We start from the raw sequence: 26,777 nt of genomic DNA on the forward strand, positions 1-26,777 counted from the left end.
AGCGTGGTTAGCCCTGACCTATTTTATTTGTTTTTATTTATTTAAATCTTTAAAGGGATTCGAGCTCGGTAGTGCAACCAAGTTTTTTCAGCCTTTGGATTTCTTGTTCGAATGTGTAGTTTGGCAGGTCTTTATTTTGTTTGTCATACTCGTTCCTTAGAAGTCTAAATAGCTTGCCTGTTTTTTCTTTTGTTTTGCTGTCGAGACTGTTAATAAGGTCATAGTTGTCGGCAGATAAAAACTCAAACTTGTGCTTTATTACGTAATAGGCTGTGATGTTCGAAAGTAATCCTGCCGCGTCTTCGTAATTTTCGCCGAGGTACTTTGCATACTCTTCAAATATATTTGTCAGTAAGCTTCGTGCTGCGCTTTGCGTTTTAAGTACGCCGCACATTTCCTGCCAGTTGCTGACATAAAGATGATCGCCCCAATCAGATCCCCTCGCGAAGTAAATGCCGTTTCCCTTGAAAAAATCGGCGATTTCATGCTGATCTAGAGCCGTTTCGAAAGTGGTTTTCATTGAAGCTTTTCCCAGTCATCAAAATTTTTCAACAGCGTTCCCACGTCACTATTATGGGAAACGCTCTCTGATCCGATCAGAGCAGCTTCTTTTGTCCCATTTTTGGTTGCCCCGCCAGGAACCCATTCGTTCGGGTACGCACCATTTTCTTTTCCATTAGGCATTTCATAGCGGAATCTTGGGTCGTCAGGCTTGATTTTAACGATATATATGCCCTCGCCCTCTAGAGTTTTTGCGCCAAGGTTTAGCTCGCTATTTAGCACCCGCCAATCGTTGCCGGCAGCTCGGTATTTCGCGACGACATTTTCCATCTCAGAGGACAGCCCTACAAATTTTCGTTGTGGGAAGCCTGGGAATTTTGAGCCTGTGATCCAGCTTTCGACTACCACGAAGGATCCTCCCTCTTTCGCGAAAAGCTCTCGGTGAGCGCTTATATAATCGTCAGGAAGGTAGTCCCCTGGATTTGGCGGCCGATCCGCTTTGTTCATGTCGATGATTTCGTCGAATTTTTCCTGACTCATTGGCAAATGCTCAGGTTTCTTCGCGTTCGCAGAATTAGTAGGTAGCTTGCAGTCAGGCCCTGGGCAGGTATCACTCAACCCTAACGGATCCACCCACCCGGTAGGGTTAGGCACGTACCGATAGTTGTTCAACCCGCCCGCAAGCTTGATCGGGTCCGGTGTCAAATACCGTCCAGTGCCCGGATTGTAGTAGCGATGCCGGTTGTAATGTAAGCCCGTTTCCGCATCGAAGTACTGACCCTGGAAGCGCAGCGGGTTGTCGATTTCGGCAACGTCGAGGGTGGCGAGGTTGCCATAGGCACGGTATTTCGCCGACCACATGATCTCGCCGCTGTAGTCGGTGAGTTCCTGCGGGGTGCCGAGGTGGTCGAGCTGGTAGTAGAACGGCTCGGCTTTGAGCGGGCCTTCGCCGTCGAGCATTGCCAATGGGCGGAATGACCCCGGTTCGTAGATGTAGCTGCGATAACGGTTGTCGGCGCTTTCGGCGATTAGGCGTTCGCCTTGCCACAGGAATTCTGTGGCGTGGCCATCGACGGCTTTGGCGATACGGCGGCCGAAGGCGTCGTACTTGTAACTTGCGATACTGCCCCCGGGAAGGCTGACACCGACCAACCGATGCTGGCAGTCGTAGCGGTATTCGGTGACGAGCTTTTGCCCGGTTCCGCGGCGCTCACGGCTCAAATTGCCAAAGGCGTCGTAGTCGTAATGGCGATCGCCCTGCATCAGCAGGCGGTTGCCTTTGACGTTGGCCAGGTTCGCGGTCGTCTGGTCGCCCTGACCGAGGAGGTTACCTGCCGGGTCGTGGGCAAAGCTTTCTGGTGTCGTGCCGCGTACGTTGATCAGTCGGTCGAGTGGGTCGTAGTGATAGCTACGATTGCCTTTCCGGCTGTCGTCGATGCCGGCGAGGTTGCCGTTTGCATCGTAAGCGTAGCGACGCTGGAAAAGGTTGCGATCCTGCTGGCTGACGCTGTGAGCTTGCAGTCGGCCTTGTTCGTCGTACTGGTATTGGCTGAGCAACAGCCCTTGTTGGCGCTGCTGTTCGCGACCGGCGCTGAACTGGTGGGTGGTCAAACGCGAGCCATTGAGGTCAATGCTGCTCAGGCGACCGCCGGTTTGGTGGCGATAGTCGAGTTTGCTGCCGTCGGGTAAGCGGCAGTGGCTGAGTTGGCCGAGTTGGTCGTACTCATAACGCAGGGTTCCCCAACCTTGGTGCTCGGTGATCAGGCGGTCTTGCAGGTCGTATTCGTAGGCCAGCGGCCAGTTTCCGTCATCGACGTTAACCAGGCGCCCGAGGGCGTCGTAGCTGTAGTGAATTTCCTCGCCATCGGCCAGGGTTTTCACCAGCAGGCGGCCAGCGGCATCGCGCTGGTACTCGGTAATCAGTTCGCTACCGTCGTCGCCGAACTCCGTTTTCTTTAGCAACTGGCCTTTGAGGTCGTATTCATAAGCGGTACGACGACCGTCGAAGCCGGTTTCCTGCTGGATTAGGCCGTTAGAGTAGTAATCGAGTTGGTAGTGTTCGCCACGTTCGTTTTCGATCTCACTGAGCAGTAGGCGCGCATTGTCGTAGCGATAGCGCAGTTGGCTACCATCCGGATTGATACGACGGCTGACTAGATGCAGGTTATCGGCATATTCGTAGCGGGTGATGCGACCCAGTTCATCGCGCTCGGCAGTGACTTTTCCGTAAGCGTTGTAAGTGAACGCACGGGTTGCGCCGCCTGGCAGAGTGATTTGGGCGAGACGGTTGGCAGCATCCCACTGATACTGGGTGATCGCCCCGTTTTCGTCTTGTCGGGTAATTTGTCGACCCAACGCGTCGTAGCGATACTTGCGCTGCCCACCGTCAGGCAGTTGCTCTTCGAGCAGTTGGCCGAGGTTGTTCCAGCCCAACTGGTGGCGACTGCCGTCAGGGTGACGGATTTCCAGAAGGCGGCCCTGGCGATTGTAGCTGTAGTGGGTCGAGTTGCCGTTCGGGTCGACTTGTTCAGTGATGTCGCCCTGATCGTTACGCCAGTATTTCCAAGTCGCCGGCCCACGGTTCACGACTCGAACAAAACCGTTGTAGTACTCGTAAGTGGTCGGTGCGTCTTCCGGCGGAATAACCGCTACCAAACGGCCTGCTTCGTTGTATCGGTACTCAGTGACGGCTCCGAGTGGGTCTTTTTCCGCAATCAGCCGGCCATTATCGTCATAGATCTTGAGGTGCTCGGCACCACCCGGATCAACCTTGGCAACCAGTCGAGCCTTATCGTCGTGGGCGTAGACCTCCTCGCTGCCATCAGCATTGGTAACCGTGACGCTGCCTTTATCATCCCAAGCATAATGCGCGTCCATCTGAGAGAAGCTTGCCCAGTGGTGGATACAGCGCGCCGATTTACCTTCTTTTTCCCATTCCCAGTAGAAACTTGCGCCACCAGCCAGTTGCCGCTCGAGAATTACGTGTTGGTCGTTGTAGGCATAACGCTCGGCTTCGCCGGCGGCGTTTTTGGCTTCGATCAGGCGGTGCTGAGCATCATAGCTGTAGGTGACCAACGTCTGGACGGTACTCCATGCATCTTCCAGGTTGTCCGCTGGGCTGAACTGCTGATACTCAATGGCGACTATGTGCTTGCGGTCGTAACGGACAAGGAGGCCGCGACCTGCACCGTTATCGACGCGTTTGATTCGCCCGTGAATATCACGGGTGATGTGCAGGCGATTACCGTAATCGTCGCTGATGGCGATCAGCGTGGCGCCTTTACTGTTGTAGCGGAAGTGGTAGAACTGGGTGCGTTCGCCGGCTTGAGTGAGTATCAGCTCTGAGGGCTCATCACCAATAAAAATAGCCGCTTCTGACAGGCTATTGGTGATGGCCGGGCGTTGCGCACTCGGCAACGGAAATGTCGTGACACGGCTCTCGTGGTCGGTCCACACCACCTCGTCGTTGTTGATGTCGACCCGTTGCGCGAGGGCATGGCTCCAGCCGTAGCCGAGACCACAATCGATTTCTGCCGCACTGGTGCGATAGAGTCGTGTCCAACTGAAAGGCAACAGACCGCCGAGTTCACCGTCGGTCAGCGTCAGTAGCTCTTCACCAGTGACCATCGATACAGGGCAACCGTTTGTGCACGTTTTTCTGGTGCAGACGGCACTTTTATCGTCCGGAGTTTTGGACTGAGTCGAAACGTCATCGATCTTCTCTTTTGGCTCCAGAACGTAGTGTTTTTCTACTTTCTTACGGGCAAATACGGAGGCGTTTTTTTCCAGCAGGGTAGGCGTGTCACTGGTGATCGGCACCGGACCCTTGGTGGTTGCCGCAGTCGCCTGTTCGATTTTCAACGCGGCCTTTTTGGCGGCGTTCATCGGTACACCTTGCGCGCTAGCAACAAGAGGTTTCACGGTTTCACCGTGAGCCTTCAACGCGTGCCCTTTGCTCACGGCCAAAAGTCTTTCGCCGAGCTCTTCCAGCATTTTTACCGCTGTGCCGGATTTGACTTTAGCCAGGGTTTGGGTCCCGACACGAATCGCTAGACCGACACCGCCGGTAAGGCAGATCCCTAACACCACGTTGATGAGGAAGGAACTACTGATGGCGGTAATCACTTCTACAAAGACTTGCGGTGGCAACATGCCGACCCACGCGACAATCGCCGAGAGATAGATGAACATCAGCGGTTCGTCGCTGAGAATCAGCAGCCCGGTAGCGATGGCCTCTTTCGACGCTGAATAGAGTTTTTTTACCTCATCTTCAGTCAGGTACTGGGCAAGTTGTTTGGCATATTTAAGGGGATCGGCTAGCAGTTCAAACAGGCTCTTGATGTCATCCCATAAACCTAAAAGCGCTTTCTCGAGACTATCGAGTGCTGACTTCACCAGGATTACCGAACGACCCATGCGGTCAGCTGCCGAGTAGCTCGCCCATTGCGGCTGGAACTTGCCCGACCACTCGCTTTTCAACCAGCCGTCGAGATTGCCGATAACACCCTGGTACGAGGCATACAGCGCCTTGACGTTGCTTTCAGAAACGTCGGGGAAAAAAGTGATTCGGTACATCTGACCCGGCTTACAGCCTTTGATGACTTCGATGCCGCTTGGGCCGATAGTCGTAGTAATTACGGGACCGACGACGTCGTATCCGAACATCGTTTTCTTTACCGGTTCCAGCTTGACCGGTGTATTGCCGATGGGCACGTACCGCGCGCTTTCAAACATATGGATCAGCGTGAAATCGCCCATCAGCGGACAGGTGGCGTAGGTTTCAACCGGTCCCGTCTTGGTCTTGCGCTCAGTGACGCTGACTTCGATCCCCACCTTGAACTTCTGATCGACATCCATTGCCCAGCCTGTCCAGAAGCTGTCAGCCCAGGTCTTGTAGTCACTCAGACAATTATTGAAATCCTTGAGAATGATACTCACGTCAGGCGTCTTGGCATCCAGAACTTGAAGGACCAATTTACCGATGGGATCAATCATGACGTGACTTCCTTTGTCAGCTGAGCAGCAAGACGCTCTGCCATATCTTCTGTGTTGGGTTGTTGGCGCACGAAGCGCTCGACCTTGTGACGCAGGTTACTTTCGGGGAAGGCAAAGAACAGTTCCGGGCAATCCTCTCCCAACCACTGCATCAAGTTGTCGACGACGGTGGTGTGGTCTTTCTCTGCCAGGGTGTCGACTAACGCCTGCGGCACCTCCCACCACGGCCAGGCCTTCGCCGGTGGCACGCCCCTCGGTCCCACGTCCAGTTTCTGGCCATTGATCAGGTAGCGGTCGAACACTGGCAAAACCCCACCAGCCCCGGCACCGAGTCCCTCAAGGATCGGAAGAATATGGCGTCCATCCCAGAACCGAAAAAACACCTCGGTTCCGTCAGGCATGAACACCTGAGTCAAGCTGCGAAGGTGTTCGAACACTACGTCCGGAGTGCTGGTGGACACCGCCAACCAGCCCCAGTCCTGGGCATCGGTTTCAGCAATCCACTGAAGAAAACCCGCGTCGGGTTTCAGCTCGGCGAGGTAGGGCATGACGGGCTGCCAATCGGCGTAAGGCGTGCCACCCCAGATGGGTATCAGTTCCGGTGCCATCTCTTGCTGGTAAAAGGCCTTGAGCGGTTCGGCATCGCTCGCAGCACTGACAATCAGATAGAGACGCTCATCGGCTTGCAACGGCCGTTCAGCCAACCACGCTTGCGGAGTCAACAGATCAGATCGCACAAGCACCTGCCTTACACTTCTCGCACTCTTCACAAAACGGCGCATTGCGCTTCAACGTATTGATCTGCGCCGGCGTCAACACCGCCCCCGCCTTATCCGCATCCGCCTGCTTCAACACCCCCGGCAACAACGGCGCCGCCCCCGTCCCGCTACCCGGCCCGCCCCCGGAGTTCATATTGATCACCGGCCCGCTCATGGTCACGCCGCTGGCGTCGATCTTGATGAAGCTGCCACCGCCCTTGAGGGTCAGTTCACTGCCCGCTTCGAGCACGACCTTCATGCCGCTGCTCAGGTGGATTTCCTGGCCCGCGTCGATGAATTGCCCGGTGCCGATCTTGATGTGCTGGTTCACGCCCACGGTCAGGTGGTCGTTGGCGCGCGCCTCGACTTTGCGGTCGGCGTAGACGGTGTGGTGTTCTTCGGCCTTGAATTCGCTGTAGCTGTTTTGCTCGACGGTGTCGTGGCGTTCGTTGCCGACGCGGATTTTCTGGTCGTGTTCGACGTTTTCGTCCCAGTCGCGCTGGGCGTGCAGGAAGATTTGTTCCTGGCCTTTTTTGTCTTCGATGCGCAGTTCGTTGAAGCCGCCGCCACCCTTGGAGCTGAGGGTTTTGAAGGTGCTGCGGGTTTTGTTCGCCGGCAGCGGGTACGGGACGACGTTTTCCTTGTGGTACAGGCAGCCGCTGATCAGCGGTTGGTCGGGGTCGCCTTCGAGGAAGGTGACGAGCACTTCCATGCCGATCCGCGGGATGGCGATGCCGCCGTAGTGGGCGCCGGCCCAGGCGGAGGAGACACGCAGCCAGCAGCTGGTCTTGTCGTCGGCCTGGCCTTCGCGGTCCCAGTGGAATTGCACTTTGACGCGGCCGTACTGGTCGCAGTGGATCTCTTCACCCTTGGGCCCGGTGACCACGGCGCTTTGGCTGCCGAGGATGCGCGGCTTCCTCTGCGTCAGCGGCGGGCGGTTCGGCACGTCCCACGGCGTGGCCTGGAAGCGGTTGCGGTAACCCTGGTGGAAATCACCCTTGAGGCGGGTGGTGTCGCTGGTCACCGACTCTTCCAGCACTTGCGGCTGTTTGCCTTCGTGCAGGACTTCGGTCAGCAGCCACAGGTCGTTCCATTTGGCTTTCGGGTGTTGGGTCAGGGCCAGGAAGTGGCCGCTGACCAGCAACGGTTGATCGCTTTTGCCTTCGGCGAGTTGGAAGTCGCTACGGTGGCGTTCCAGGTTGCGCTTGGCCAGGTGTTTGCCGCGCTCGCGGTCGATGAAGCGACCGGGGTAGTCGTAGTCTTCGAGGTCGGGCAGGGCGTCGCCGCGGTTTTCGCTTTCCAGCGTCAGGCGCGGTTTTTCGAAGTCGTAGTCGCGGCGGGTGGTGCGGCTGGTGCGGGTTTCCAGGCGCAGGTCGAAGCGCTTGATTACCGGGTTGTTGGCCACCATGCCTGAGTCTTGCTGGTAGGCCACGGGTGCGAGTTTCGGGAACACCGTCTGGTCATCGCCGAACACCAGTTTGTGGGCCATGGCGCTGTGCTGGAAGTGGTAGTGGATACCTTCTTCCTCGCACAGGCGCTGGACAAATTGCAGGTCCGACTCATCGTACTGAACGCAGTAGATGCGCTCGGGATAGATCGCCCCGACTTTGAATTCATAGGCGTTGCTTTGGATGCCGTGCTCTTCAAGGACCATGCCGATGATTTTCGGCACCGTAAGGTTCTGGAAGATGCGTTGGTTGATGCGGTGTGCGAGGTAGGACAGTTGCGGGCGCAGGGTCACCGCGTAGCGGGTCAGGCGTTTACCGGAATCACCCTGGGCGGCGCGATAGATCTGGCCATGGATGCCGCTGCCGTCAGGCGAGAGCTGCAAAAAGGCCGGTTTGTGCAGCAGGGTCTCGAGGTCCAGGGACGGCTGTTCACTGACCAGCTCCACCTCAAACACAAAAGGCTGGCTGATGGCTTCCCGACCTTGCAGAGCAAGCACCTGGAAATCGTTGTCCAGACCTTCAATAGTCAGGGCAAAGTGAGTTTGATTGGCCGGCGCGAACATCCCTTGTTCCTCTTGCAGTGCTGCGGCGTAAACCAATACCCGATCAAAGGATCAGCAGACGCAAATTCTGGAAAGGCGGAAACAACATCGACCAGCAGAGCTGGCCGATGCGTGGAGCGGTCAGCCGCGATTAAGCGACTGGCTGACGCCAGTCATCGGAACCCGAAGTACCGGATACTTCGTGGGTCCAGGTGATTTTGCGGTAGGTGAACTGTACTTCTTCCAGGTGCGTGAAGTGGGAGTTCGACGGATCCTGGCAGTTGTGCATTTTGTTGTTGATGGCGACGATGATCGCGTCTTCCAGTTTGGTGGTGTAGTAGTGCTCTTGGGTCCCTTGGGCCGAAGTACGGAACCACTGGATAACGATTTCGCTCATGCGCTCGCCCGAGGTCAGAGCCGCTTGCAGCAGTGGCGAAGACTTGTCGTAGACCTTGGTGATCACGACTGGCTTGTGAACGCGCTGACCGGTTGGCTGGCCGGACTGTGGGTCACGCGGGATGATTACATCGTGGTTGAAAGCCTGAACCATGACCTGGTCTTCGTGACCTTCCTGGTAGGTGTTGCCAACCGAGTCGGCGGTGAATGCGCCGGCGGTGATCAGACCTTGTTTTTCGCCAGTGACGGACATGTACGCTGGAGTAGCCATGGATGTGCTCCTTGCTGAATAAAGTAAGAGTGCCCGGGAGGCGGTATCGCCCGGTGGGTGCCTGACTGTTATCAAGGTCCGTGCCAGAAATATTGAGGGCTATGTAAACCGGGGGGATGGCCGAAGTTTTCAATCGCTTAAGTGATTTTGAAGGGAAAAGCCCCCTCAAAGTGCGCAAGAAGTTGCGCAGTAGTGCGCAACTTCTTGCGCACCTGGCTGGAGGCCTTGGCGGGCTTGTCGCTCAGCGATGCAGTAGGTTTTTTTGCGAAATAACTGCGCAACTTCTTGCGCATAATGGCGATTAGTCATCAGTGGGTGATGATGGTAGCCAAGCTGTTGCCGCTGGCCGTGCATTGACTTGATAACGGCTGTCCTGCCGGCTGAAAACTGTCCCAAGTATTCAATTTGTGCCCACTAGCTTTCGAGTAGGAGGACACGGCTCACCGGACTCGAAATCAGCAACCTGTCCTAGATCAAATCACGATCGACAGGGTCGGTCAGTTTCAATCCGTGCCGAGCCCCTCACCACAGACAGCAATCGGCCAGAAGCGGTCATTGCGCCCCGAGATTCAGGCATCGGATGATCCAGCACGCCTACACAGCAAATGCCTCAAAATAAATAAAGTCGGACGTCGGCTTGGACAGCGTGGATCAATTTCATAAATACCCTACCGCTCCCAGAGCCTCAATCAAACGCAACAATGCTGGTTTTCGGCTGGTTTTTCGCCGATGCAACACACTTCTGGGTTGCTGAGAGAGCACCAAACCGACACCGGGTCGCCTACCTTCAGCCCGTATGAGGCTTTACGGAGAGTTGCAGTTGACCAAGCGTCAATGGTTTCGTTGAGAGACTTGTGAAACCGCTTCCCATTGGCGCTATAGCTGAAGCTCATGAACTGCGCTCCCTCACTCCCTACAAAGGTTACGTAGCCTCGTACCACTTGGTCCACAGGTATGTCGCCAGCGCTCATAAATTACCTTCTGAGAATGTGCCCGAAATGCAGGGACGACGCGGTCATCCATGTTCCGCTGCCAACATTGATCTGAACTGAGAAATGATCTCTGAAGATAGCCCGGCACTTTCGAATACTGCGCAGGTGAAGCTAACGGGGGCGGCCCCTGGAGCAGTAATGATGCGGTCTGTAATCACAGCTACTGAACTGCTTCGATAAAGTGTGCGGCCTTCATAACTTACGGCATTCTGTTGTAAGAAATCAGCGCTGTTCGAGGTATGAGGAACCGTGTCTAGAAGCCCGGCCCTCGCAAGTGCCAGCGTTCCCCCACAGATACCGGCAATTGCCGCTCCACTTGAACGACTAGCATGAAGAAAGTCTCGAATATCCGGGGCTTCGGCACGTTCCCAGATCATTCCTCCAATGACGACGACAACATCCGGTTTCCAGTCCAGACATTGTTGCAAGCTGCTATCGACAGTTACAGCCAATCCACCCTGCGAACGAAACTGCCCCGTAGCAGAAGCGAAAAACCTGACGTCGATCCCGTAAAACGGGTACGCAGTTCCAGCAATGAAAGCATATTCCCAGTCCGCAAAACCGGGTGTCAGTATCAAACCCACGCGTGCCATCAGTCAGAATCCTCCATGAATGCCAGTAACATATGACGACAACCAATAGACATCAAGGCTGCTTCGGGCCGAGGCTGTGTAAAAACGTTTTCGATCTGTGTAGGCAGACGAAAACAGCCCAAAAATCGCGTCCCTATGCAAATTTCAGGTCTACTTACCAAACGGTCGACGCCAGATTTCACGTAGCAACGCTGACTTCAAAGTGACGAATGCGTTTTTACACGGCCTGGGTCGATTGCAGCCCTTCACGACACATATTGATCAGTCAAAAGCGGTTAATATCGCTCCGCTTCGTCTACCCTCTCAAAGCGCCACGCAGCAATCAGCCTGCGCCCGGCGCATCGTTATTCTTTTGTTCATTCACCGGAGAGCTTCCATGCTCAAGCGTACCCTGGCATTGGCCGTCGGCTTTACCCTGTCTTTTGGCAGCTTGTTGGCGCAAGCCGCCGACACTCTGAAAGTCAGTGCGATTCCCGATGAAGCCCCGACTGAACTGCTGCGCAAGTTCAAGCCGCTAGGCGTTTATCTGGAGCAAAAACTGGGCATGAAGGTCGAGTTCGTGCCCGTGAGCGACTACCCGGCCGTGGTCGAGGCGCTGGCGACCGACCGCATCGATATGGCCTGGCTCGGCGGTTTCACATTTGTGCAGGCGCGCCTGAAGACCGGTAATGCGATTCCGTTGGTGCAGCGCGAACAGGACGCCCAGTTCACCAGCAAATTCATCACCGCCGACCCGAACGTCAAATCCCTCGCCGACCTCAGGGGCAAGACCTTTGCCTTCGGCTCGGTATCCTCCACTTCGGGCAGTCTCATGCCGCGTTATTTCATGCTGAAGGACGGCATCAAGCCGGAAACCTATTTCAGCCGCGTGGGTTACTCCGGCGCTCATGACGCCACCGTTGCCTGGGTCCAGGCCGGTAAGGTGGACGCCGGGGTCCTGAACGCCAGCGTCTGGGAAAAACTGGTCGCCGCCGGCAAGGTCGATACCAGCAAGGTCAAAGTATTTGCGACCACCCCGGCCTACTTTGACTACAACTGGACAGTGCGCGGGACCCTCGACCCGGCGCTGGCGGCGAAGATCAAGGCAGCCTTCCTTGCACTCGATCCGGCGAACCCGAAGGACAAGGAAATCCTCGATTTGCAGGCTGCCAGCCGCTTCATCGAGACCAGTCCTGACAATTACAAAGGCATCGAGGAAGCCGCTCGCGCCGCCGAACTGCTGAAATGACATTGCGTCTGACCCAGGCCAGCCTGACCCACGTCAACGGCGTCCAAGCGTTGCGCGGCGTGAATCTGCACATCGGTGCAGGCGAACAGGTTGCCATTATCGGCCCTTCCGGTGCCGGCAAGTCGAGCCTGCTCAACGTGCTGGCCACCGCGTTGCGACCGGACAACGGCGAACTGCAGGTGCTCGGCGAGCGCGCATGGCATCTGTCTGCCCGGCAGCGCCAGCGTCTGCGCGCGCGCATCGGGCTGATTCATCAATCGCCGCCTCTGCCACCGCGCCAGCGTGTGGTCACTGCGGTGCTGGCCGGTAAACTGGGTCAGTGGGGTTTGGGCAAGAGCTTGCTGAACCTGGTCCATCCGCTGGACATTCCGGGCGCACGCGCGGCGTTGGCCAGGCTCGACCTGGGCGACAAGTTATTCGCGCAATGCCAGCAACTGTCCGGCGGACAGCTTCAGCGAGTGGGCATTGCCCGCGTCTTGTATCAAGCGCCCGAAGTGTTGCTGGCCGATGAGCCGGTTTCGGCGATGGACCCGGTGCTGGCCGAACACACGCTGTCGGTACTCTGCCGCCATGCCCGGGAAAACCAGGTCACCCTGGTCGCCAGCCTGCATGCGGTGGAGCTGGCCCTGGCGCACTTTTCGCGGATCATCGGCCTGCGTGACGGGCAGATCCTGTTTGACCTGGCGGCCAGCGACGTCGACCGCGAGTTGCTCGACAAGCTCTACGCCAACGAGCAACTGCAATCCTCGCCGGTGCCCCCAGTGTCCTTGAGTGTGCAGATCCCCCGATGCTGACGTCTGCCACCCGCGACCCCGCCGCCCTGCCCCGTTTGCTCCTCAGCCTGCTGGCGATTGCCCTGTTGTGGCCAGGCATCCACTTCAGCGAGTTGGACCTCAGCGTTTTAGTGGCGAGTGACAGTCAGAGCGAGATGGGCCGGTTTGTCTCGGCCTTCTGGCCGCCAGCCCATGGCGCGGAATTCATCGAACTGCTGTTGCAAGCCACCCTGCAGACCCTGGCCATCGCCACGGCTGGCATGGCGCTGGCGCTGTTGTTGGCCGTTCCCGCCAGCCTGCTGGCCAGTCGCGCCCTGTCGCTGTCGGCAGCCTCCCGCGCCGGCCGCCCAAACTTCGGCGGCCAGCTGCTGCGTTGGCCGGTACGCGGGTTGTTGATCTTCCTGCGCAGCGTGCCGGAAATCGTCTGGGCCTTGTTGTTCGTGCGCGCCGTCGGCCTCGGCCCCACCGCTGGGGTGCTGGCCATTGCGATTACCTACAGCGGCATGTTGGGCAAGGTCTATGCGGAAATTTTCGAGTCGGTGGACCAGCGCCCGGCCCACGCGTTACTGCGCTCAGGCAGCGGTCGGCTCGCGGCGTTTTGCTACGGGATTCTGCCGAATGTCGCAGCGGAGCTGATGTCGTACACGGTGTATCGCTGGGAATGCGCGATCCGCGCCTCGGTGGTTATGGGTTTCGTCGGTGCCGGCGGTCTGGGACAGCAGATGGATTTGTCGTTGCGCATGTTCGCGGGCGGTGAAGTGGCCAGTCTGTTGCTGACCTTCCTTGTCCTGGTGTTGCTCGCCGATCAACTCAGCCGTCTGCTGCGCTGGAGGCTGACATGAATCGCCTGATCAACCTGGCCCTGCTCCTGTTCATCGGCGCAGCGGTGGTCGGTTCGTTCATCTATCTGGGTATCGACCTCAGCGAGCTCGGCGGCGCCGGCAACCTGAAGCAGATGGGGGCCTATGCACAGCGTTTTCTCAGCCCGGACCTGAGCGCGGGTCATCTGCAAGCCATCGGCCACGGCGCGTTGGAAACCATTGCGATGTCCGCCCTGGGCACCCTGCTCGCGGCAGTATTCGGTTTGCTGTTGGCATTGCCCGCGGCCGGGCGTTTCGGCTGGCCTTTTCAGAGTGCGTCGCGTCTGGTGCTCAATGCCTTGCGCGCGGTGCCGGAACTGGTGTGGGCTGCGCTGATGGTGCTGGCCGCCGGACTCGGTCCCAATGCCGGCACGCTGGCATTGGCCCTGCACACCACTGGCGTGCTCGGCCGGCTGTTTGCCGAAGCGCTGGAAAACACCCCGTCGGAACCGGCCGAAGCCATTCGCCTGCAGGGTGGCAACGCCGTCTGGGCGTTCTGTTACGGCACACTGCCCAACCTGTTGCCGCAGCTGCTGGCCTACACCCTGTACCGCTGGGAAAACAACATCCGCATGGCCAGCGTGCTCGGTTTCGTCGGCGCCGGTGGTTTGGGGCAAATGCTCTATGTCAGCCTCAGCCTGTTTCAGGAAGCTCAAGCCAGCACGGTGATCCTGGCCATGTTGCTGCTGGTGTTTGCCGTCGATTCATTGAGCAGCTGGAGCCGTCAACGCTGGGTCAAGGCCTGATAGCGGGTCTACTCCTCCAAGCGCCCCGTACCCTCACGATCGTTCTCGTAATGTCTCGCGAGCGCAAACGCCGGCAACCAGGACTCGCGACGCACAATCCAGCTTTCGTAGGTTGGCCTCAGTTGGTCAGGGGCATCGAGAGATCCCAGGTTCACTTCGATTTCGTCGTCGGTGCGCGCGAAAACGGACGAGCCGCAGCGCGGACAAAAATGCCGCCCGGCGTAGTCACGTGTTTCGCCCGCGATCTTCACCGCCTCCTGAGGGAATATCGCGCTGGCGTTGAAAAGCGCCCCGTGATGCTTGCGGCAGTCCAGACAGTGACAGAGGCCGACCCGGTAGGGCCGCCCTGACGCCTCGATTCGAACATTGCCGCACACGCAGCCACCGGTGAATCGGTCCATGTTGCGTCTCCTCTGAATCAAGCGGTCGAGTCAGTGAAAATAGCATCTGAACGAATGCAGTGGTCCAGAGACCCTAGCCGCAGGTAAAAGCCGGACACACGCCATCACCCGCGCATAAACCGTTTCACTGTTTCCCTCCGTGCCCGCCTTGGTGCTAAATAGACCACCCAGATGATAAGTCCAGCCCCTGTCGTATTGCCGTGCAACGAGAAATCGATATGAACACCCGTTTTGAGACAAGTGCTGCCCCTGCGCCCAACACCCGGCAAGGCGCAAACACTCACCCCCTTCCCCATCAGCCGTCGGTGGTAACAGCATGATCGAAGTCACCGAAGTGTCCATCGCCCAACTGCGTGCCGCATTGGAGTCTGGTCAAACCACAGCGGTGGAACTGGTCCAGGCCTATCTTGCCAGGATCGACGCCTACGACGGCCCCGACACGCTGACCGCGCTCAACGCGGTGGTGGTGCGCAACCCCGAGGCACTCAACGAAGCGCAGGCCTCAGATGCCCGTCGGGCCAAGGGCCAGACGCTCGGCCCGCTGGATGGCATTCCCTACACGGCCAAGGACAGTTATCTGGTGAAAGGCCTCACCGCGGCCTCAGGAAGTCCGGCCTTCAAGGACCTGATTGCCTATCGCGATGCGTTCACCATCGAACGGCTGCGCGCCGCCGGTGCGATCTGCCTGGGCAAGACCAATATGCCGCCGATGGCCAATGGCGGCATGCAGCGCGGGGTCTATGGCCGTGCCGAGAGCCCGTACAACGCTGACTACCTGACGGCTCCTTTTGCCTCGGGCTCATCGAACGGCGCCGGGACGGCCACCGCCGCCAGTTTCGCGGCCTTCGGGCTTGCTGAAGAAACCTGGTCGAGCGGGCGCGGTCCGGCCTCGAACAATGGCTTGTGCGCCTATACGCCTTCGCGCGGGGTGATCTCGGTGCGCGGCAATTGGCCGCTGACGCCGACGATGGACGTGGTCGTGCCGTACGCCCGAACCATGGCCGACCTGCTCGAAGTGCTCGACGTGGTGGTGGCGGATGATCCCGACACCCGGGGCGATCTGTGGCGGATGCAACCGTGGGTGCCGATTCCGAGCGTCGCTTCGGTGCGCCCCGCTTCTTACGCCGAACTGGCCGTAAAGACCGATGTGCTTGCCGGAAAACGCTTCGGCGTTCCGCGCATGTACATCAACGCCGATCCTGAAGCGGGCACCAGCGAGTCGCCGGGCATCGGTGGCCCGACGGGGCAGAAAATCAACACCCGTCCTAGCGTGATCGGCCTCTGGGAAGAGGCTCGCAAGGCACTAGAAGCGGCGGGCGCCGAAGTGGTCGAGGTCGATTTCCCGTTGGTCTCCAATTGCGAAGGTGATCGTCCGGGCGCGCCGACCGTGTTCACCCGTGGGCTGGTGTCGAAGGAGTTCCTGCACCATGAGTTGTGGGACCTGTCGGCTTGGGCGTTCGATGATTTCCTGCGGGCCAACGGTGATCCGAAACTGAATCGCCTGGCCGACGTCGACGGGCCGCTGATTTTCCCGCACGACCCGGGCACCCTGCCCAATCGCGAAGACGACCTTGCCGCGGGCATGGACGAATACGTGAAGATGGCCGAACGCGGCATCACCCCCTGGGACCAGATCACCACCGTGCCGAACGGTCTGCGTGGATTGGAAGAGACACGTCGGATCGACCTTGAAGACTGGATGGATCGACTGAACCTTGATGCGGTGCTGTTTCCGACAGTGGCTGACGTCGGGCCGGCGAATGCCGATGTCGATCTGCAGTCGGCGGACATCGCGTGGAGCAACGGCGTGTGGGTGGCCAACGGCAACCTCGCCATCCGGCATCTGGGTGTTCCGACGGTGACGGTGCCGATGGGCGTGATGCCCGATATCGACATGCCAGTGGGGCTGACCTTCGCCGGTCGTGCCTATGACGATTCAGCGCTGCTGCGCTTTGCTTCGGCGTTTGAATCGGTCGGCAACAAACGAGTAGTCCCGCCCCGGACTCCGCCGTTGCAGGGCTGAAAAAGCTGCGCATTGGACCTCAGCCGAACAAGCCCCCTCTGGTGAGGGGGAGTTACCCCTGTTGGGTCGCGAAACAGCCCCCTGTGGCGAGGGGATTTATCCCCGTTCGGCTGCGAAGCAGTCGTAAATCCCGACAACTCGGTTTGTCTGGGCGGACGCTGGGGCTGCTTCGCAACCCAACGGGGATAAATCCCCTCACCACAAAAGCCCCTCTCGCCACATAAGTGTGGTGACCGCGCTTAAATGAGCGCCATTTCACTGATGCACGGCGCTTGTGACGTTTCCATCAGCAACTGATCGACAACGTCCGACAGAGCGCTTGGCACATCCTCTCCCCCGCGCAAGGCTCGCGCATAGACGCTGCGCTGCCGGTCTGCACTGGTGCCGTCCTGTAGAATTCGGCGCCCCTGGGCAAACACGTTCTCCACTCCCAACTTCTGCGCCGTATCTCCAAGAATCTGTTGCGCCCTGAACAGCCATTGCCCGGCAGAGAATGGCCGGTCGTAACCTTCCATGATGAATGATGCGTGGATCCCGGACCGTTTCGCCCGCCACCGGTTTTCCTTGAGAATCCACTGCGACGCTTGCGAATAACTCGACCCCGGGCGAGGTTGCTCAATGGCATGGGCCACCAGCAATCGAAACAACGAGACCACGCACAAGACGTCATCCAGGCGCGGACAGGCATCGGTCATGCGCATCTCCAGCGTCGGGTATTTCGCGGCGGGCCGCAGACCCCACCAGCAGTCGCCCGCCTGTTTGATCGTGCCAGTGCGGATCAGCAAGGCGACGTAGGCGTCATAGGCACGTTGATCTTCGAAGAACTCCGGAATGCCCATCCGCGGCCACTCATCACACGCGGTCTGCCGGTAGCTCATGAAGCCGCTGTCGGCGCCGTCCCAGAAAGGTGAAGAAGTGCTGAGTGCCAACAACAACGGCATCCACGGCAAGACTTCGTTCATCACCTGAATACGGTCCACGTGCGCCGGCACTTCAACATGCACGTGCAGGCCGGACAGCAAGCTGCGCCTTGCCACGCGCTGGTAGTCTTCAAACAGTTGAAGAAAGTGCGGATGGTCCGTGGCCTGTTGCAAACGCCAATCCGCCAACGGATGGCTACCGGCACTGAGCAATCCCAGACCGTACAATTCGAGCGTTTGCCGCAACCTGGTGCGCGCCGAAAACAGGTACTCGGTTGCTTGTGCGATGCTGGTAAAGATCGGGGACGCGACTTCGATTTGGGCCTTGAACATCTCATGGGCAAAACACTCGCCCAACACCGCCTGGCACGCCTCAATCGAAGCGTCAGAAGGGTTCTCGGCCATGCGCCGGGTGTCGAGGTTGGTGATGAAGTATTCCTCTTCAATGCCAAACTTCAGGTGTCTGTTCATCGCTTCACCCCTCGCCTTGCGCCCTTGAATATAAGCCTAGCCCAACGCCGTATCGAGAAACATCATGAGCCCGAAACCCAGCATCAGGCCCAGCGTCGCCGGGGTTTCGTGACCGTTACGGTGTGTCTCGGGAATCACTTCATGGGAGACGACGAAGATCATCGCGCCCGCCGCCAGGCCCAGGGCAATCGGGTAACCCAGCGCGAAGCCCGTGGAAATGCCGAGGCCCACGACCGCCCCTAACGGCTCCATCAGCCCTGAGCCGACCGCGATCAGCGCCGCTCGCAATGTCGAGATCCCAGTCACTCGCAGCGCCAATGCAACGGCCAATCCCTCGGGGATGTCCTGGATGGCAATCGCCGTGGTCAATGGCAAACCTACCTTCATGTCGCCATTGGCAAAACTGACGCCGATGGCCATGCCTTCCGGCAAGTTATGCAGCGTGATAGCCAACACGAACAGCCAGACCCGATTGATGCGCTGCGCTTGCGGCCCTCTGCGCCCGATCTTCTGGTGCTCATGGGGGACAAAGCGATCCAGCCCGATCATCAGTGCCACACCCAGGCCCAACCCCAGGACCACGACACACGCCGCCAGCAGCTTGTTACCGCAAATGGCCAGCGCCGCCGCGATGCCCGGCAGGATGAGCGAGAAAGAACTGGCGGCGAGCATCATGCCGGCGGCGAACCCCAGCATGATGTCCTGGGTCCGTGCGGCAATGTCGCGCAAGACCACGGCTAACACCGCGCCGAGCGCGGTCGCGGCGAAACCCGAGACGCCGCCCAGGAACGCATACTTCAGGTTGACGCTGTCCGCCCCGGTCAAGGCGCTGTACCCGCTGACCAGCAGCAAAATGGTGACCCCCACCAAGGTCGACCAGAACAGAATACTCGGCCAACGGCTGCTTTTTCCTGGGTCAAACCAGGCACGCCATGGTGCTTTCACGGGCGAAGAATGTTCCGACATAAGGACACCTATTTTCCGTTGGAACGCTACGCCACACAAAAACCACGCCGAGAGGGACACTCACCCGGTGAAAGCCCCAATGCGCCGCCCACAGTTATCTGAAGGTGCCGCGCCTGAGAAAATTTTAAAAAGATTGATCGCTCGCGACGGGCGGCATCGGAGAGGTGTTTTTGCGCGGTTTTATCACCAGTCGTCGGCGCTCAATCAATCGATTCAAACTTTTGTCTGCCGGCAGATCTCCACTGCAGTCACGAGCGTTTTCATCGTACAGCGGTCTGTGCAAATCGAAAGAAAACGGGAGGCCTGTGTCAGACCTCCCGCTGTTTTTTGCCGCCCTTTATGAAGCACCTGATTACGATGTGCCCAAACCTCGGGACAGATCGGCTGGCGTATCTGAAGCTGCGCGGTACTCCCCTTGCGGTTTCGCTTCTACGTCCGAGTGATCGGTGGTTTTGGTCACGGTATCGCGCACGGCTTCGAACCCTTCCCTTGCCTGCTGCTTTACCTTGTCGGTCAGCCCGGCGCTGGTTTTGCCCATGTAGCGTTGCTCGGTCGCTGTCGAAGGCAATGCCGCGCCCAGCATGGCGCCCAAGGCGATCCCTGCTGCGGCGACCATCAGCGGTTGTTCCTTCAACAACTGACTGAACTGAGTGCCCAGCACCTGTGTACTGCGCACCAATCGGTCACTGGCGTCATGCACGGCATGACTGATGTTGTCGGTGGCAGCCCCCAGGTTGTCGCCCAGATGTGCTGCCTTGCCTTTGACGTTCTCATAACTCTCCTTGAGTGTGTCCGCCGTCTGGTGCAAATGGTCACGCGCACTGTCGATGCCGTCAGCCAGACCGTCGGCCCATTCTCCGACGGTGTTCTGATCCGGGCCCACGCGATAGCCTGGGCGCGGTGACGGTGGCCGATTCTGGCTCATCATCAACCACAGCAAACCGACAGATGTCAGCACGGCGGGAACCGGATTATTACGAACGCTGGTTCCCAGATTGCTCAGGAAGGTGGTGCCGTTGCTCTGCATCAGCGACAGCGCCTGATCGAACATCTGACCTGGGGTGAACTTGCTTTCCAGCGCATCGACGATGTTGCCGATACTCGCCCGCTGCGCATCGATTTCACGCTCGATGGTTTCCGGGCTTTTTGCCGCTTCGGTGTCGAATTCACTGTTCATGAGACTTTCCTCCGCAACGCTTCCTGGTCTTTGTTCAAGGCATCCAGCGTGCGATCAGGCTTGAAGTGGGACGGCTCGAACTGTTTTTTCCCGGACTGCAGCATGGCGTAACCGACGATCATCACCACCACGCCGACAATCAGCGCCGCCAGCCACGGCGCCATCACGGTGCTAAGGCCGTAGACCGCAGACATCAACAAGATGATGAACCCCGCCAACAGGACAATTGCACCTCCCGCAACCCCGGCAATGCCGGCTTTCAGCGTCGTGAGACTGGCTTGAAGTTCGGCTTTGGCCAGCGCCAGTTCCTTGGTGAACAGCGCGGGCACTTCACGGGATAACTGACGTAACAGGCCGACGACCGAAGCGTCATGTTCAGGTGCGGGCACCGGTCTTGAGCCTGGAAAATCCGGATCTTCTCTGTTCATCACAGTGCTCCGTTGAAGGTTGTCGAACCCGGTGTCGAGGTCGTCGCGAAGTTCGAAGGGTGGTCTTGCTCGCTCGGTGTCGCCGGTGTATTGCCGGGGCTTTGATCGGTGCGTGGCGCCACGGAGGTTTCATAGGGGCGTTGCGCACCAAAGCCGCCTGACGGTGGCATCGAGTGGCCGGCTGCCGGGTTGTCGGCATCGGTGAATGTGGCCGCTGGAGAACTGCCAGCTTTGAGGAACCGCGACAGGCCGAAGCCCAGCGCGATGCTGCCGGCGATGAACAGCCCTGGATTGCTGCGGGCCAGCTCGGCGCCGTCATGGAGCAGTTGCTCGGCACTTTTGCCGCGCAGGTTTCCGGCCAGGCCGCTCATGGATTCCGCCATGTCGGCCAGGTAGTCGGACATGCCAAGGGTGTCCTTGCTTTCGAGTTCGGAGACGACTGATTTCGCGCCCTTGGCCAAGGCCTCGATCTGATCGGCGGCGGTGTCGCGGTATTGTCCGAACTGTGCATCCGCTTGTTGTCGGGCACCCTCAATTGCCTCCGTCACGTCCTCCTTCAAGTGCTGGTAGCCTGGCTCCGGCCCTGGGGAGTTGGGCTGGTCTGGCTGACTCCCGGTGGTGCTGTCTGAAGTATTCATGTCGTCCCTCGCCTTCTGTTTTTTAGTCAAGCGTTCCGGGAGTTCGCAGTGAGTGCCAGGCTCCCTCACTGCAGATGACGAAGGGGGGTGATTCGGAGTTCCAATGGAATGATGAGTGATGTGTTCAGTTCGTCGGCTGGCAACTTTTGATGTGAACCTGAGGGGGCATATCCGTTATTTCGGTAACGGCGGCTTAGGGTTCCGCCCTTACGGCGGGCTGCCCACTGCGCAGAACCTCCACTCGGCCTCTCGAGGGGCGACTACCGCCACAGCACCGCGAGGCGGCCTTCGGGCCGACCTGGCTCTTCGTGCGTATGCATTTCCCTGTGGGAGCTAGCCTGCTAGCGATGGACGTTAACGATTATGCGTGCGGTCTGAATGAACGCGGTGTCTGGACATCCATCGCTAGCAGGCTAGCTCCCACAGGGGATTTTTGGCGGGCATGACATGAGTGTTCACCGCCGATGACCGGGACGGACAACAGGTCGGCTATCAGGCCGCCTCGCTTTGGTTTTTGATCCTGATCTGCCCCGTCGGAAGGCCGAGCGGAGGTTCTGCGCAGTGGGCACCGCGGCAGGGATGCCGCGGTAGCCGCCCCCGGCCATGGATGGCCGATGGCGGCGGGCCCACGGAGCAGGACCGGAGCGAGGGCATGCCGAGCCTAGGCGAGGCACCGTACGTCAGGGGCGAAAGCGTTTGGTTACTTTGCGCTCTTCAAAGTGACCCGCCGTAAGGGCGGAACAAATAGCCGCCATTACTCCAAAAACGGATATGCCCACCACCCAAAACCGTCACAACAACGAAAGCGTGTAGTTAATGATGAACCGATTCTGATCCACATTCCGCCCCGCATCCGTATTCGACTTGCCATTACGCAAACTGAACCCAAGCCCCTTGAGCGACCCCGATTGCAGCACGTAATCAAGCGTCATATCACGCTCCCACTCAGACTGATCCCCCGCATTTTGCGCCTTGATCCCCGTCCCCTTCAGATACGCGATCGTAGCCTTCAACCCCGGCACCCCCAACGGCGCGAAATCATAGCTGTACTGCCCAAAATTGGTCTCCTCACCCGCCCGGGCAAAGCTCTGGATCATCCGGTCCGTAGGCAGATAAACGCTACCACCACCCGCCCCCTTATCAATCAGGCTGCCCTGGTTCGGCTGTACAAAGTTGCTGCCATCACCCACCCGCTGATGCCCCACCGACACCGCATGACCACTGTTCGCATAGGTAACCATCGCCACCCAGGTGTTGTTGTCGATCTCACCGTTGTTATCCTCGGTAAAACCCGACACCCGATACCCTTGCGCCCTGCCCGCCGCAGAACTGTTGGCACCGGTCGACGTGGTACGGAAATAACGTAAGTCAGTGGTAAAGGAGCTTTTGCCATCGATCGGCAGCACATGGGTCAGGCCGAAGAAGTTCTGGTTGTAGAAGTCTTCCATCTGCGCAAAGTAATACTGCGCCTTCAAGTCCTTAGTGACGTTGTAGTCACCCCCGGCGAAATAGAACTTGTTGCTGTCCTGAGTGCTGCCCGCCACCGACAGTCCAGTGCGGTCAGTCGAAGCACGACCGACCGCGTGTTCAAGCACACCACTGGTCAACATCAGGCCATCGATGTCGTTCGAAGTGACCTGCGCACCCGTGAACGATTGCGGCAACACCCGGGCATCGTTCGAGATCAGGATCGGCAACTTCGGCAGCAGCGTGCCATAGCGAAATTCGGTTTTTGAAATGCGCATCTTCGCCGTCGGGCCAAAGCTGCTCCAGGCATCCGCTGCACCGTCGCCATCGGACGGGATCATGCCGCTGCCGTTGTGGCGCCTGGTGCCACTGTCCAGGGTAACGCCGAGCAACGCCTGGGCATCGACCCCGAACCCGACCCGGCCTTGAGTAAACCCGGACTCGTAACGCAAGACAAAACCCTGCGCCGCCTCCTCGGTTTTCGAAGGCTCGGCCGCGCCGTCGCGGTTGTCGCTGTTGAAATACAAGGTGCGCATCGACAGGCTGGCTTTGCTGTCTTCGAGAAAACCATGGCCGGCAGAGTCGGCTGCCTGTGCGCACATCGAACCGGTGGCCAACAAAAGTGCGGTGGGGATTGCTCGCTTGAACATACGGTGCTCCAGGGTGATTTTTTATTTTTTTGAGTTCTTATGCGACCGCGATCCACCCCTGGCACCCAACAGCGGCGCGCACAATCACGCGCTCCATGGGTGACCATGAGCCTTGAGGGAAGCGATCGGAGTGTTCGAGTTAGATCAAGTAAGAGAGACCCACGGTCAGCGCAAACGCCACCACCGAAATAATGGTCTCAAGCACGGTCCAGGTCTTGAACGTCTGGGCAACGGTCATGTTGAAGTATTCCTTGATCAACCAGAAGCCGCCGTCGTTGACGTGGGAAAAAATTACCGAGCCGGCGCCGGTCGCCAGCACCAGCAGCTCCGGATGCGGATAACCCAGACCGATGGCCACCGGCGCCACGATCCCCGAGGCGGTGGTCATCGCCACCGTGGCAGACCCGGTGGCAATGCGCATCAACGCCGCAAACAGCCAGCCCATGATCAGCGGCGACAAGTGAAACTCATCGGCCAGGCTGACGATCTGGTTGGTGACGCCGGCATCCACCAGAATCCGGTTCAAGCCACCGCCGGCACCGACCAGCAAGGTGATGCTGGCGGTCGGTGCCAGGCATTCGTTGGTGAACTTGAGGATCGATTCGCGGTTGAAACCCTGGGCGATGCCGAGGGTCCAGAAACTCAGCAGTGTCGCCAGCAGCAGCGCGATCACCGAGTTGCCGATGAACAGCAGAAACTGGTTGAAACCGCTGCCTGGTGTGGAAATCAGGTTGGCCCAGCCACCGATCAGCATCAGCACCACCGGCAACAGAATGGTCGCCATGGTGATGCCGAACCCCGGCAGGCTGTCACGCGGTTCGCGGTCGAGAAACTGGCGTTCCAGCGGGTTCTCCGCCGGCAGTTGAATGCGCGGCACGATGAATTTGGCGTACAGCGGACCGGCAATGATCGCGGTCGGAATGCCGATCAGAATCGCGTACATCAACGTCTGCCCGACCGACGCCCCATACACCTGCACCGCCAGCATTGCCGCCGGGTGCGGCGGCACCAGCGCATGCACCACCGACAAGCCGGCGACCATCGGCAAGCCGACCATCAGGATCGACACGCCGACCCGGCGCGCCACGGTAAAGGCGATCGGCACCAACAACACAAAACCGACCTCGAAGAACAGCGGCAGCCCGACCAGAAACGCGATGCAGACCATGGCCCAGTGCGCATTCTTCTCGCCGAACCGGTCGATCAAGGTGCGCGCCACCTGCTCGGCACCGCCGGACTCGGCCATCATCTTGCCGAGCATGGTGCCCAGCGCCACCACCAGCGCGATGTGTCCCAGGGTCTTGCCGACCCCGGCCTCGTAGGCGCCGACCACGCCGGACGGCGGCATGCCCGCCAGCAAGGCGAGGCCGATGGACACGAGGGTGATGACAATGAACGGATTAAGTCGGTAACGGGCGATCAGAACGATCAGGGCAATGATGGCGATGGCGGCATACACCAGCAGCCAATAGCCGAAGGACAGGGTCATGCGGTACTCCTCGAAAGGGTCACGTCGAATGGGTTGTGAAACTCATAAAACATTTCGAGGCGTGATTTTCAAACGAGGCGAAACTAATTTTCGTAGAGGGATAAGGGTTGTCGCGCAGAGGCATGAAGCCTCGGTGTTTTTGAAACTGGGTCAGGCGGATTTTCATCACGCCTGACCCAAAACGTCAGGCTTTGGCGGCCATCGCGGTGACTTCCACGCGCATGCCTTCGACCGCCAGCGCGGCCACACCGACGGCGGCACGAACCGGCCACGGCTTGGCGAAAAAGCGTTTGTAGACTTCGTTGAACGCCGCGCGGTCGGCCATGTCGGTGAGGTAGATGGTCAGGTGCAGAACCCGGTCCATGGAACTGCCGGCGCCTTCTAGCGCGACCTTCAGCGCCTGCAACGTGCATTCGCTCTGCAGCGTGATGTCGCCCAGTTCCAGGCTGCCGTCGGCGCGGGTGGGAATCTGCGTGGAGACCAGAATGCCGCCGAAGCCGGTGACGTCGGAGGAGATGGAATCCGCGTCAGGATCAGGAGTAAACGCGATGTCTTGGTTTGCCATGGGGGATCTCGTGCTTGAGGAGGTAAAGAGGCGGTCGATGCCTTTTGCGCGGACAGTTTACAGCCCGCAGGCTGGAATGCGTGCGCGGCGGCCCCCAGGAAAAAATCTCGAACTCCCTCCCAGGTGCTGCATCCAATGTGTAGGTCAACGGAGGTACGCACGATGAACAACGATGACAGTGTCAGTGACACCGAAAGGGATCGCAAAGACAGGGACGCCGAAGAGGTCGATGAAACAACGCCTCCCGAAGAGAATGAAGCCGAGGCGCTCCAACGGAAAATAGACGAGATAGAACGCAAAGTCGCGGATGGGAACTAGCGTGAAGGCCATCCCCGCGTGTGTTCAGCGGGGATGGCCGCATGCTCCGCACCTAGTTCGGGTCCAGCAACCCGCCACTCCAGTTGCGCGAAATCCGGCTTCCGGTGAATTTCGCGACCACCATGCCCTGTGACACCAGCCGGTCCCGATAGCGAGTGACCATCCGCCCCGCTTGCTCGGCCACCAGCACCACTTCGGAAGACGGATCACCGGGCCGTCGCAGAATCCGCGCAAACCGTTGCCCTTCCTCGACGAAATCACCCAGTTCCTTTTCAAAGATCAGCACCCCGGGTTGCGGCGCGAGGATAGTTTCCATCTGCCCCATTTGCATCACTTCGACGGGCCAGTCAGCGGGTGACAGCGCTTCGTCGATGACCCCGTAACTGCACAGCCAAGCGTACAGTCCCGCGGCATCCTGCTCGGCCAATCGATCGCTGACATCGCCCTGCCCGCGCAACTCCAGGGTCGCGGCCATGCGCTGGTCGGTGACGCCATCGCGCAACCAGGGCGCAATGATGGTTTCTTCGAAGGAGCCGTCGCCGCCGTCCTCCCAGATGATCGCCACGTCCATTTTCATCGCCGCTGCCAGTTCGCGGCCACGGGGCCAGAAACGGCGGTGCACGTAGAGGTACGGCAAGGCTTCGTCATCGGTGTGCAGGTCGAGCATCACATCCGCCGTGGCCGCCAGTTGCACCAGTTTTTTCTGCCATTCCTGGACGTTGGTCGAGGGTTGTTCCATCGCGGCTGAAAGGTCGAATGCGCGGTTGAAGTTATGCCCGGTCGCGTCGTGAAAGCGACCGAGAATCCGCCCTTGGCGAAACTGCCCGATGCCCAGTGGATTGGCTTGCGGCACCACGGTCACACGGCCCTTGAGCCGGCCCTCCGCCTCGGCGACCTGAAGCCGTTGCATCAACAGATGCAGCACCAGCATCCCGGCGATTTCGTCGGCATGCACCCCCGCCTGTAAATGCACCGTCGGCCCGCTGCCGTCGCCCTCGAAGCGCCAGGCGCCGACTTGCACCGCGTCGCCGTTGTTGTTGCGAACACCGAACGAAATATCCTGCGCCATCTGCTTGTCCTCCCCCGTCTTGACCGTTAAAAACCGATGCATCGCTGCCGACACTGGAGATTGAACGCACGTTCAACTAAGCTCGCCAGCCT

Annotated in this window: 23 protein-coding genes; 6 read left to right on the plus strand and 17 right to left on the minus strand. The window is 59.0% G+C overall.

The window, feature by feature from the left end:
* Nucleotides 1-49 precede the first annotated feature (49 nt).
* The 7 genes from ACA053_RS17495 to ACA053_RS17525 all read right to left on the minus strand — a co-directional run bounded on the left by ACA053_RS17495 (nt 50) and on the right by ACA053_RS17525 (nt 10,496).
* A complete protein-coding gene (locus ACA053_RS17495; protein ID WP_497393246.1) occupies nt 50-520 on the minus strand; it encodes a hypothetical protein in 471 nt (156 codons plus the stop codon).
* On the minus strand, nt 517-5,496 hold the full coding sequence (locus ACA053_RS17500; RefSeq protein WP_497393247.1) for an RHS repeat-associated core domain-containing protein: 4,980 nt from the start codon (nt 5,494-5,496) through the stop codon (nt 517-519). The genes ACA053_RS17495 and ACA053_RS17500 overlap by 4 nt, the downstream gene beginning before the upstream one ends.
* The gene (locus ACA053_RS17505) at nt 5,493-6,233 is read right to left on the minus strand and encodes a DUF4123 domain-containing protein (RefSeq protein ID WP_497393248.1); all 741 of its coding nucleotides are present in this window, start codon (nt 6,231-6,233) and stop codon (nt 5,493-5,495) included. Before ACA053_RS17505 ends, ACA053_RS17500 begins: the two co-directional genes overlap by 4 nt.
* Entirely contained in the window at nt 6,223-8,265 is a 2,043-nt protein-coding gene (locus tag ACA053_RS17510; RefSeq protein WP_497393249.1) for a type VI secretion system Vgr family protein, read from the minus strand. The genes ACA053_RS17505 and ACA053_RS17510 overlap by 11 nt, the downstream gene beginning before the upstream one ends.
* Nucleotides 8,266-8,395: 130 nt before the next feature.
* Nucleotides 8,396-8,911 (minus strand): Hcp family type VI secretion system effector, encoded by a 516-nt coding sequence (locus tag ACA053_RS17515; protein WP_017338154.1) that lies wholly within the window; start codon nt 8,909-8,911, stop codon nt 8,396-8,398.
* Between the two features lie 137 nt (nt 8,912-9,048).
* A complete protein-coding gene (locus ACA053_RS17520) occupies nt 9,049-9,204 on the minus strand; it encodes a hypothetical protein (RefSeq protein ID WP_497393251.1) in 156 nt (51 codons plus the stop codon).
* Nucleotides 9,205-9,926: 722 nt separating this feature from the next.
* The gene (locus tag ACA053_RS17525; RefSeq protein ID WP_497393252.1) at nt 9,927-10,496 is read right to left on the minus strand and encodes a DJ-1/PfpI family protein; all 570 of its coding nucleotides are present in this window, start codon (nt 10,494-10,496) and stop codon (nt 9,927-9,929) included.
* 376 nt (nt 10,497-10,872) lie between these two features.
* Between ACA053_RS17525 and ACA053_RS17530 the strand changes: the two genes are divergently transcribed.
* Genes ACA053_RS17530 through phnE form a run of 4 tightly spaced genes read left to right on the plus strand, consistent with a single transcriptional unit; the run spans nt 10,873 to nt 14,103 of the window.
* Nucleotides 10,873-11,724, plus strand: a complete 852-nt coding sequence (locus tag ACA053_RS17530; RefSeq protein ID WP_497393253.1) for a putative selenate ABC transporter substrate-binding protein — start codon at nt 10,873-10,875, stop codon at nt 11,722-11,724.
* Nucleotides 11,721-12,518, plus strand: coding sequence for a phosphonate ABC transporter ATP-binding protein (locus ACA053_RS17535; protein ID WP_497393254.1), 798 nt, complete (start codon nt 11,721-11,723; stop codon nt 12,516-12,518). The genes ACA053_RS17530 and ACA053_RS17535 overlap by 4 nt, the downstream gene beginning before the upstream one ends.
* A complete protein-coding gene (locus ACA053_RS17540; RefSeq protein WP_109632724.1) occupies nt 12,512-13,339 on the plus strand; it encodes a PhnE/PtxC family ABC transporter permease in 828 nt (275 codons plus the stop codon). The genes ACA053_RS17535 and ACA053_RS17540 overlap by 7 nt, the downstream gene beginning before the upstream one ends.
* Entirely contained in the window at nt 13,336-14,103 is a 768-nt protein-coding gene (gene phnE, locus ACA053_RS17545; RefSeq protein WP_497311999.1) for a phosphonate ABC transporter, permease protein PhnE, read from the plus strand. The genes ACA053_RS17540 and phnE overlap by 4 nt, the downstream gene beginning before the upstream one ends.
* Nucleotides 14,104-14,111: 8 nt before the next feature.
* On the opposite strand, the gene ACA053_RS17550 is transcribed toward phnE, so the two are convergent.
* Complete coding sequence (locus tag ACA053_RS17550) at nt 14,112-14,504, minus strand: GFA family protein (RefSeq protein WP_497393255.1); 393 nt, start codon at nt 14,502-14,504, stop codon at nt 14,112-14,114.
* A 316-nt stretch (nt 14,505-14,820) separates the two neighbouring features.
* Here ACA053_RS17550 and ACA053_RS17555 point away from each other — a divergent pair, with 316 nt between their 5' ends.
* Nucleotides 14,821-16,527, plus strand: a complete 1,707-nt coding sequence (locus tag ACA053_RS17555) for an amidase (protein ID WP_497393256.1) — start codon at nt 14,821-14,823, stop codon at nt 16,525-16,527.
* 239 nt (nt 16,528-16,766) lie between these two features.
* Here the strand turns inward: ACA053_RS17555 and ACA053_RS17560 are convergent, their stop codons facing one another.
* The 8 genes from ACA053_RS17560 to ACA053_RS17595 all read right to left on the minus strand — a co-directional run bounded on the left by ACA053_RS17560 (nt 16,767) and on the right by ACA053_RS17595 (nt 25,298).
* Nucleotides 16,767-17,918 carry a carboxylate-amine ligase gene (locus ACA053_RS17560; RefSeq protein ID WP_497393257.1) on the minus strand — a complete coding sequence of 384 codons (1,152 nt, stop codon included), beginning with the start codon at nt 17,916-17,918 and terminating at the stop codon, nt 16,767-16,769.
* Between the two features lie 36 nt (nt 17,919-17,954).
* The gene (locus ACA053_RS17565; RefSeq protein ID WP_497393258.1) at nt 17,955-18,884 is read right to left on the minus strand and encodes a ZIP family metal transporter; all 930 of its coding nucleotides are present in this window, start codon (nt 18,882-18,884) and stop codon (nt 17,955-17,957) included.
* A 352-nt stretch (nt 18,885-19,236) separates the two neighbouring features.
* Nucleotides 19,237-20,061 (minus strand): DUF3618 domain-containing protein, encoded by an 825-nt coding sequence (locus tag ACA053_RS17570; protein ID WP_497312009.1) that lies wholly within the window; start codon nt 20,059-20,061, stop codon nt 19,237-19,239.
* Nucleotides 20,058-20,489, minus strand: a complete 432-nt coding sequence (locus ACA053_RS17575) for a phage holin family protein (RefSeq protein ID WP_497312011.1) — start codon at nt 20,487-20,489, stop codon at nt 20,058-20,060. Before ACA053_RS17575 ends, ACA053_RS17570 begins: the two co-directional genes overlap by 4 nt.
* On the minus strand, nt 20,489-21,127 hold the full coding sequence (locus ACA053_RS17580) for a hypothetical protein (protein WP_497312013.1): 639 nt from the start codon (nt 21,125-21,127) through the stop codon (nt 20,489-20,491). Before ACA053_RS17580 ends, ACA053_RS17575 begins: the two co-directional genes overlap by 1 nt.
* A gap of 791 nt (nt 21,128-21,918) precedes the next feature.
* A complete protein-coding gene (locus tag ACA053_RS17585) occupies nt 21,919-23,244 on the minus strand; it encodes an OprD family porin (RefSeq protein WP_497393259.1) in 1,326 nt (441 codons plus the stop codon).
* A 139-nt stretch (nt 23,245-23,383) separates the two neighbouring features.
* Complete coding sequence (locus tag ACA053_RS17590; protein WP_109627859.1) at nt 23,384-24,733, minus strand: GntT/GntP/DsdX family permease; 1,350 nt, start codon at nt 24,731-24,733, stop codon at nt 23,384-23,386.
* Between the two features lie 184 nt (nt 24,734-24,917).
* The gene (locus ACA053_RS17595; RefSeq protein WP_109632739.1) at nt 24,918-25,298 is read right to left on the minus strand and encodes a RidA family protein; all 381 of its coding nucleotides are present in this window, start codon (nt 25,296-25,298) and stop codon (nt 24,918-24,920) included.
* Nucleotides 25,299-25,460: 162 nt separating this feature from the next.
* On the opposite strand from ACA053_RS17595, the gene ACA053_RS17600 reads away from it, so the two are divergent.
* Nucleotides 25,461-25,616 (plus strand): hypothetical protein, encoded by a 156-nt coding sequence (locus ACA053_RS17600; RefSeq protein WP_178082311.1) that lies wholly within the window; start codon nt 25,461-25,463, stop codon nt 25,614-25,616.
* A gap of 52 nt (nt 25,617-25,668) precedes the next feature.
* Here ACA053_RS17600 and ACA053_RS17605 read toward each other — a convergent pair whose 3' ends face one another.
* Nucleotides 25,669-26,685 (minus strand): M14 family metallopeptidase, encoded by a 1,017-nt coding sequence (locus ACA053_RS17605; RefSeq protein ID WP_497393260.1) that lies wholly within the window; start codon nt 26,683-26,685, stop codon nt 25,669-25,671.
* Nucleotides 26,686-26,777: the final 92 nt, after the last annotated feature.

The sequence above is a fragment of the Pseudomonas sp. LBUM1672 genome, from assembly GCF_059695655.1.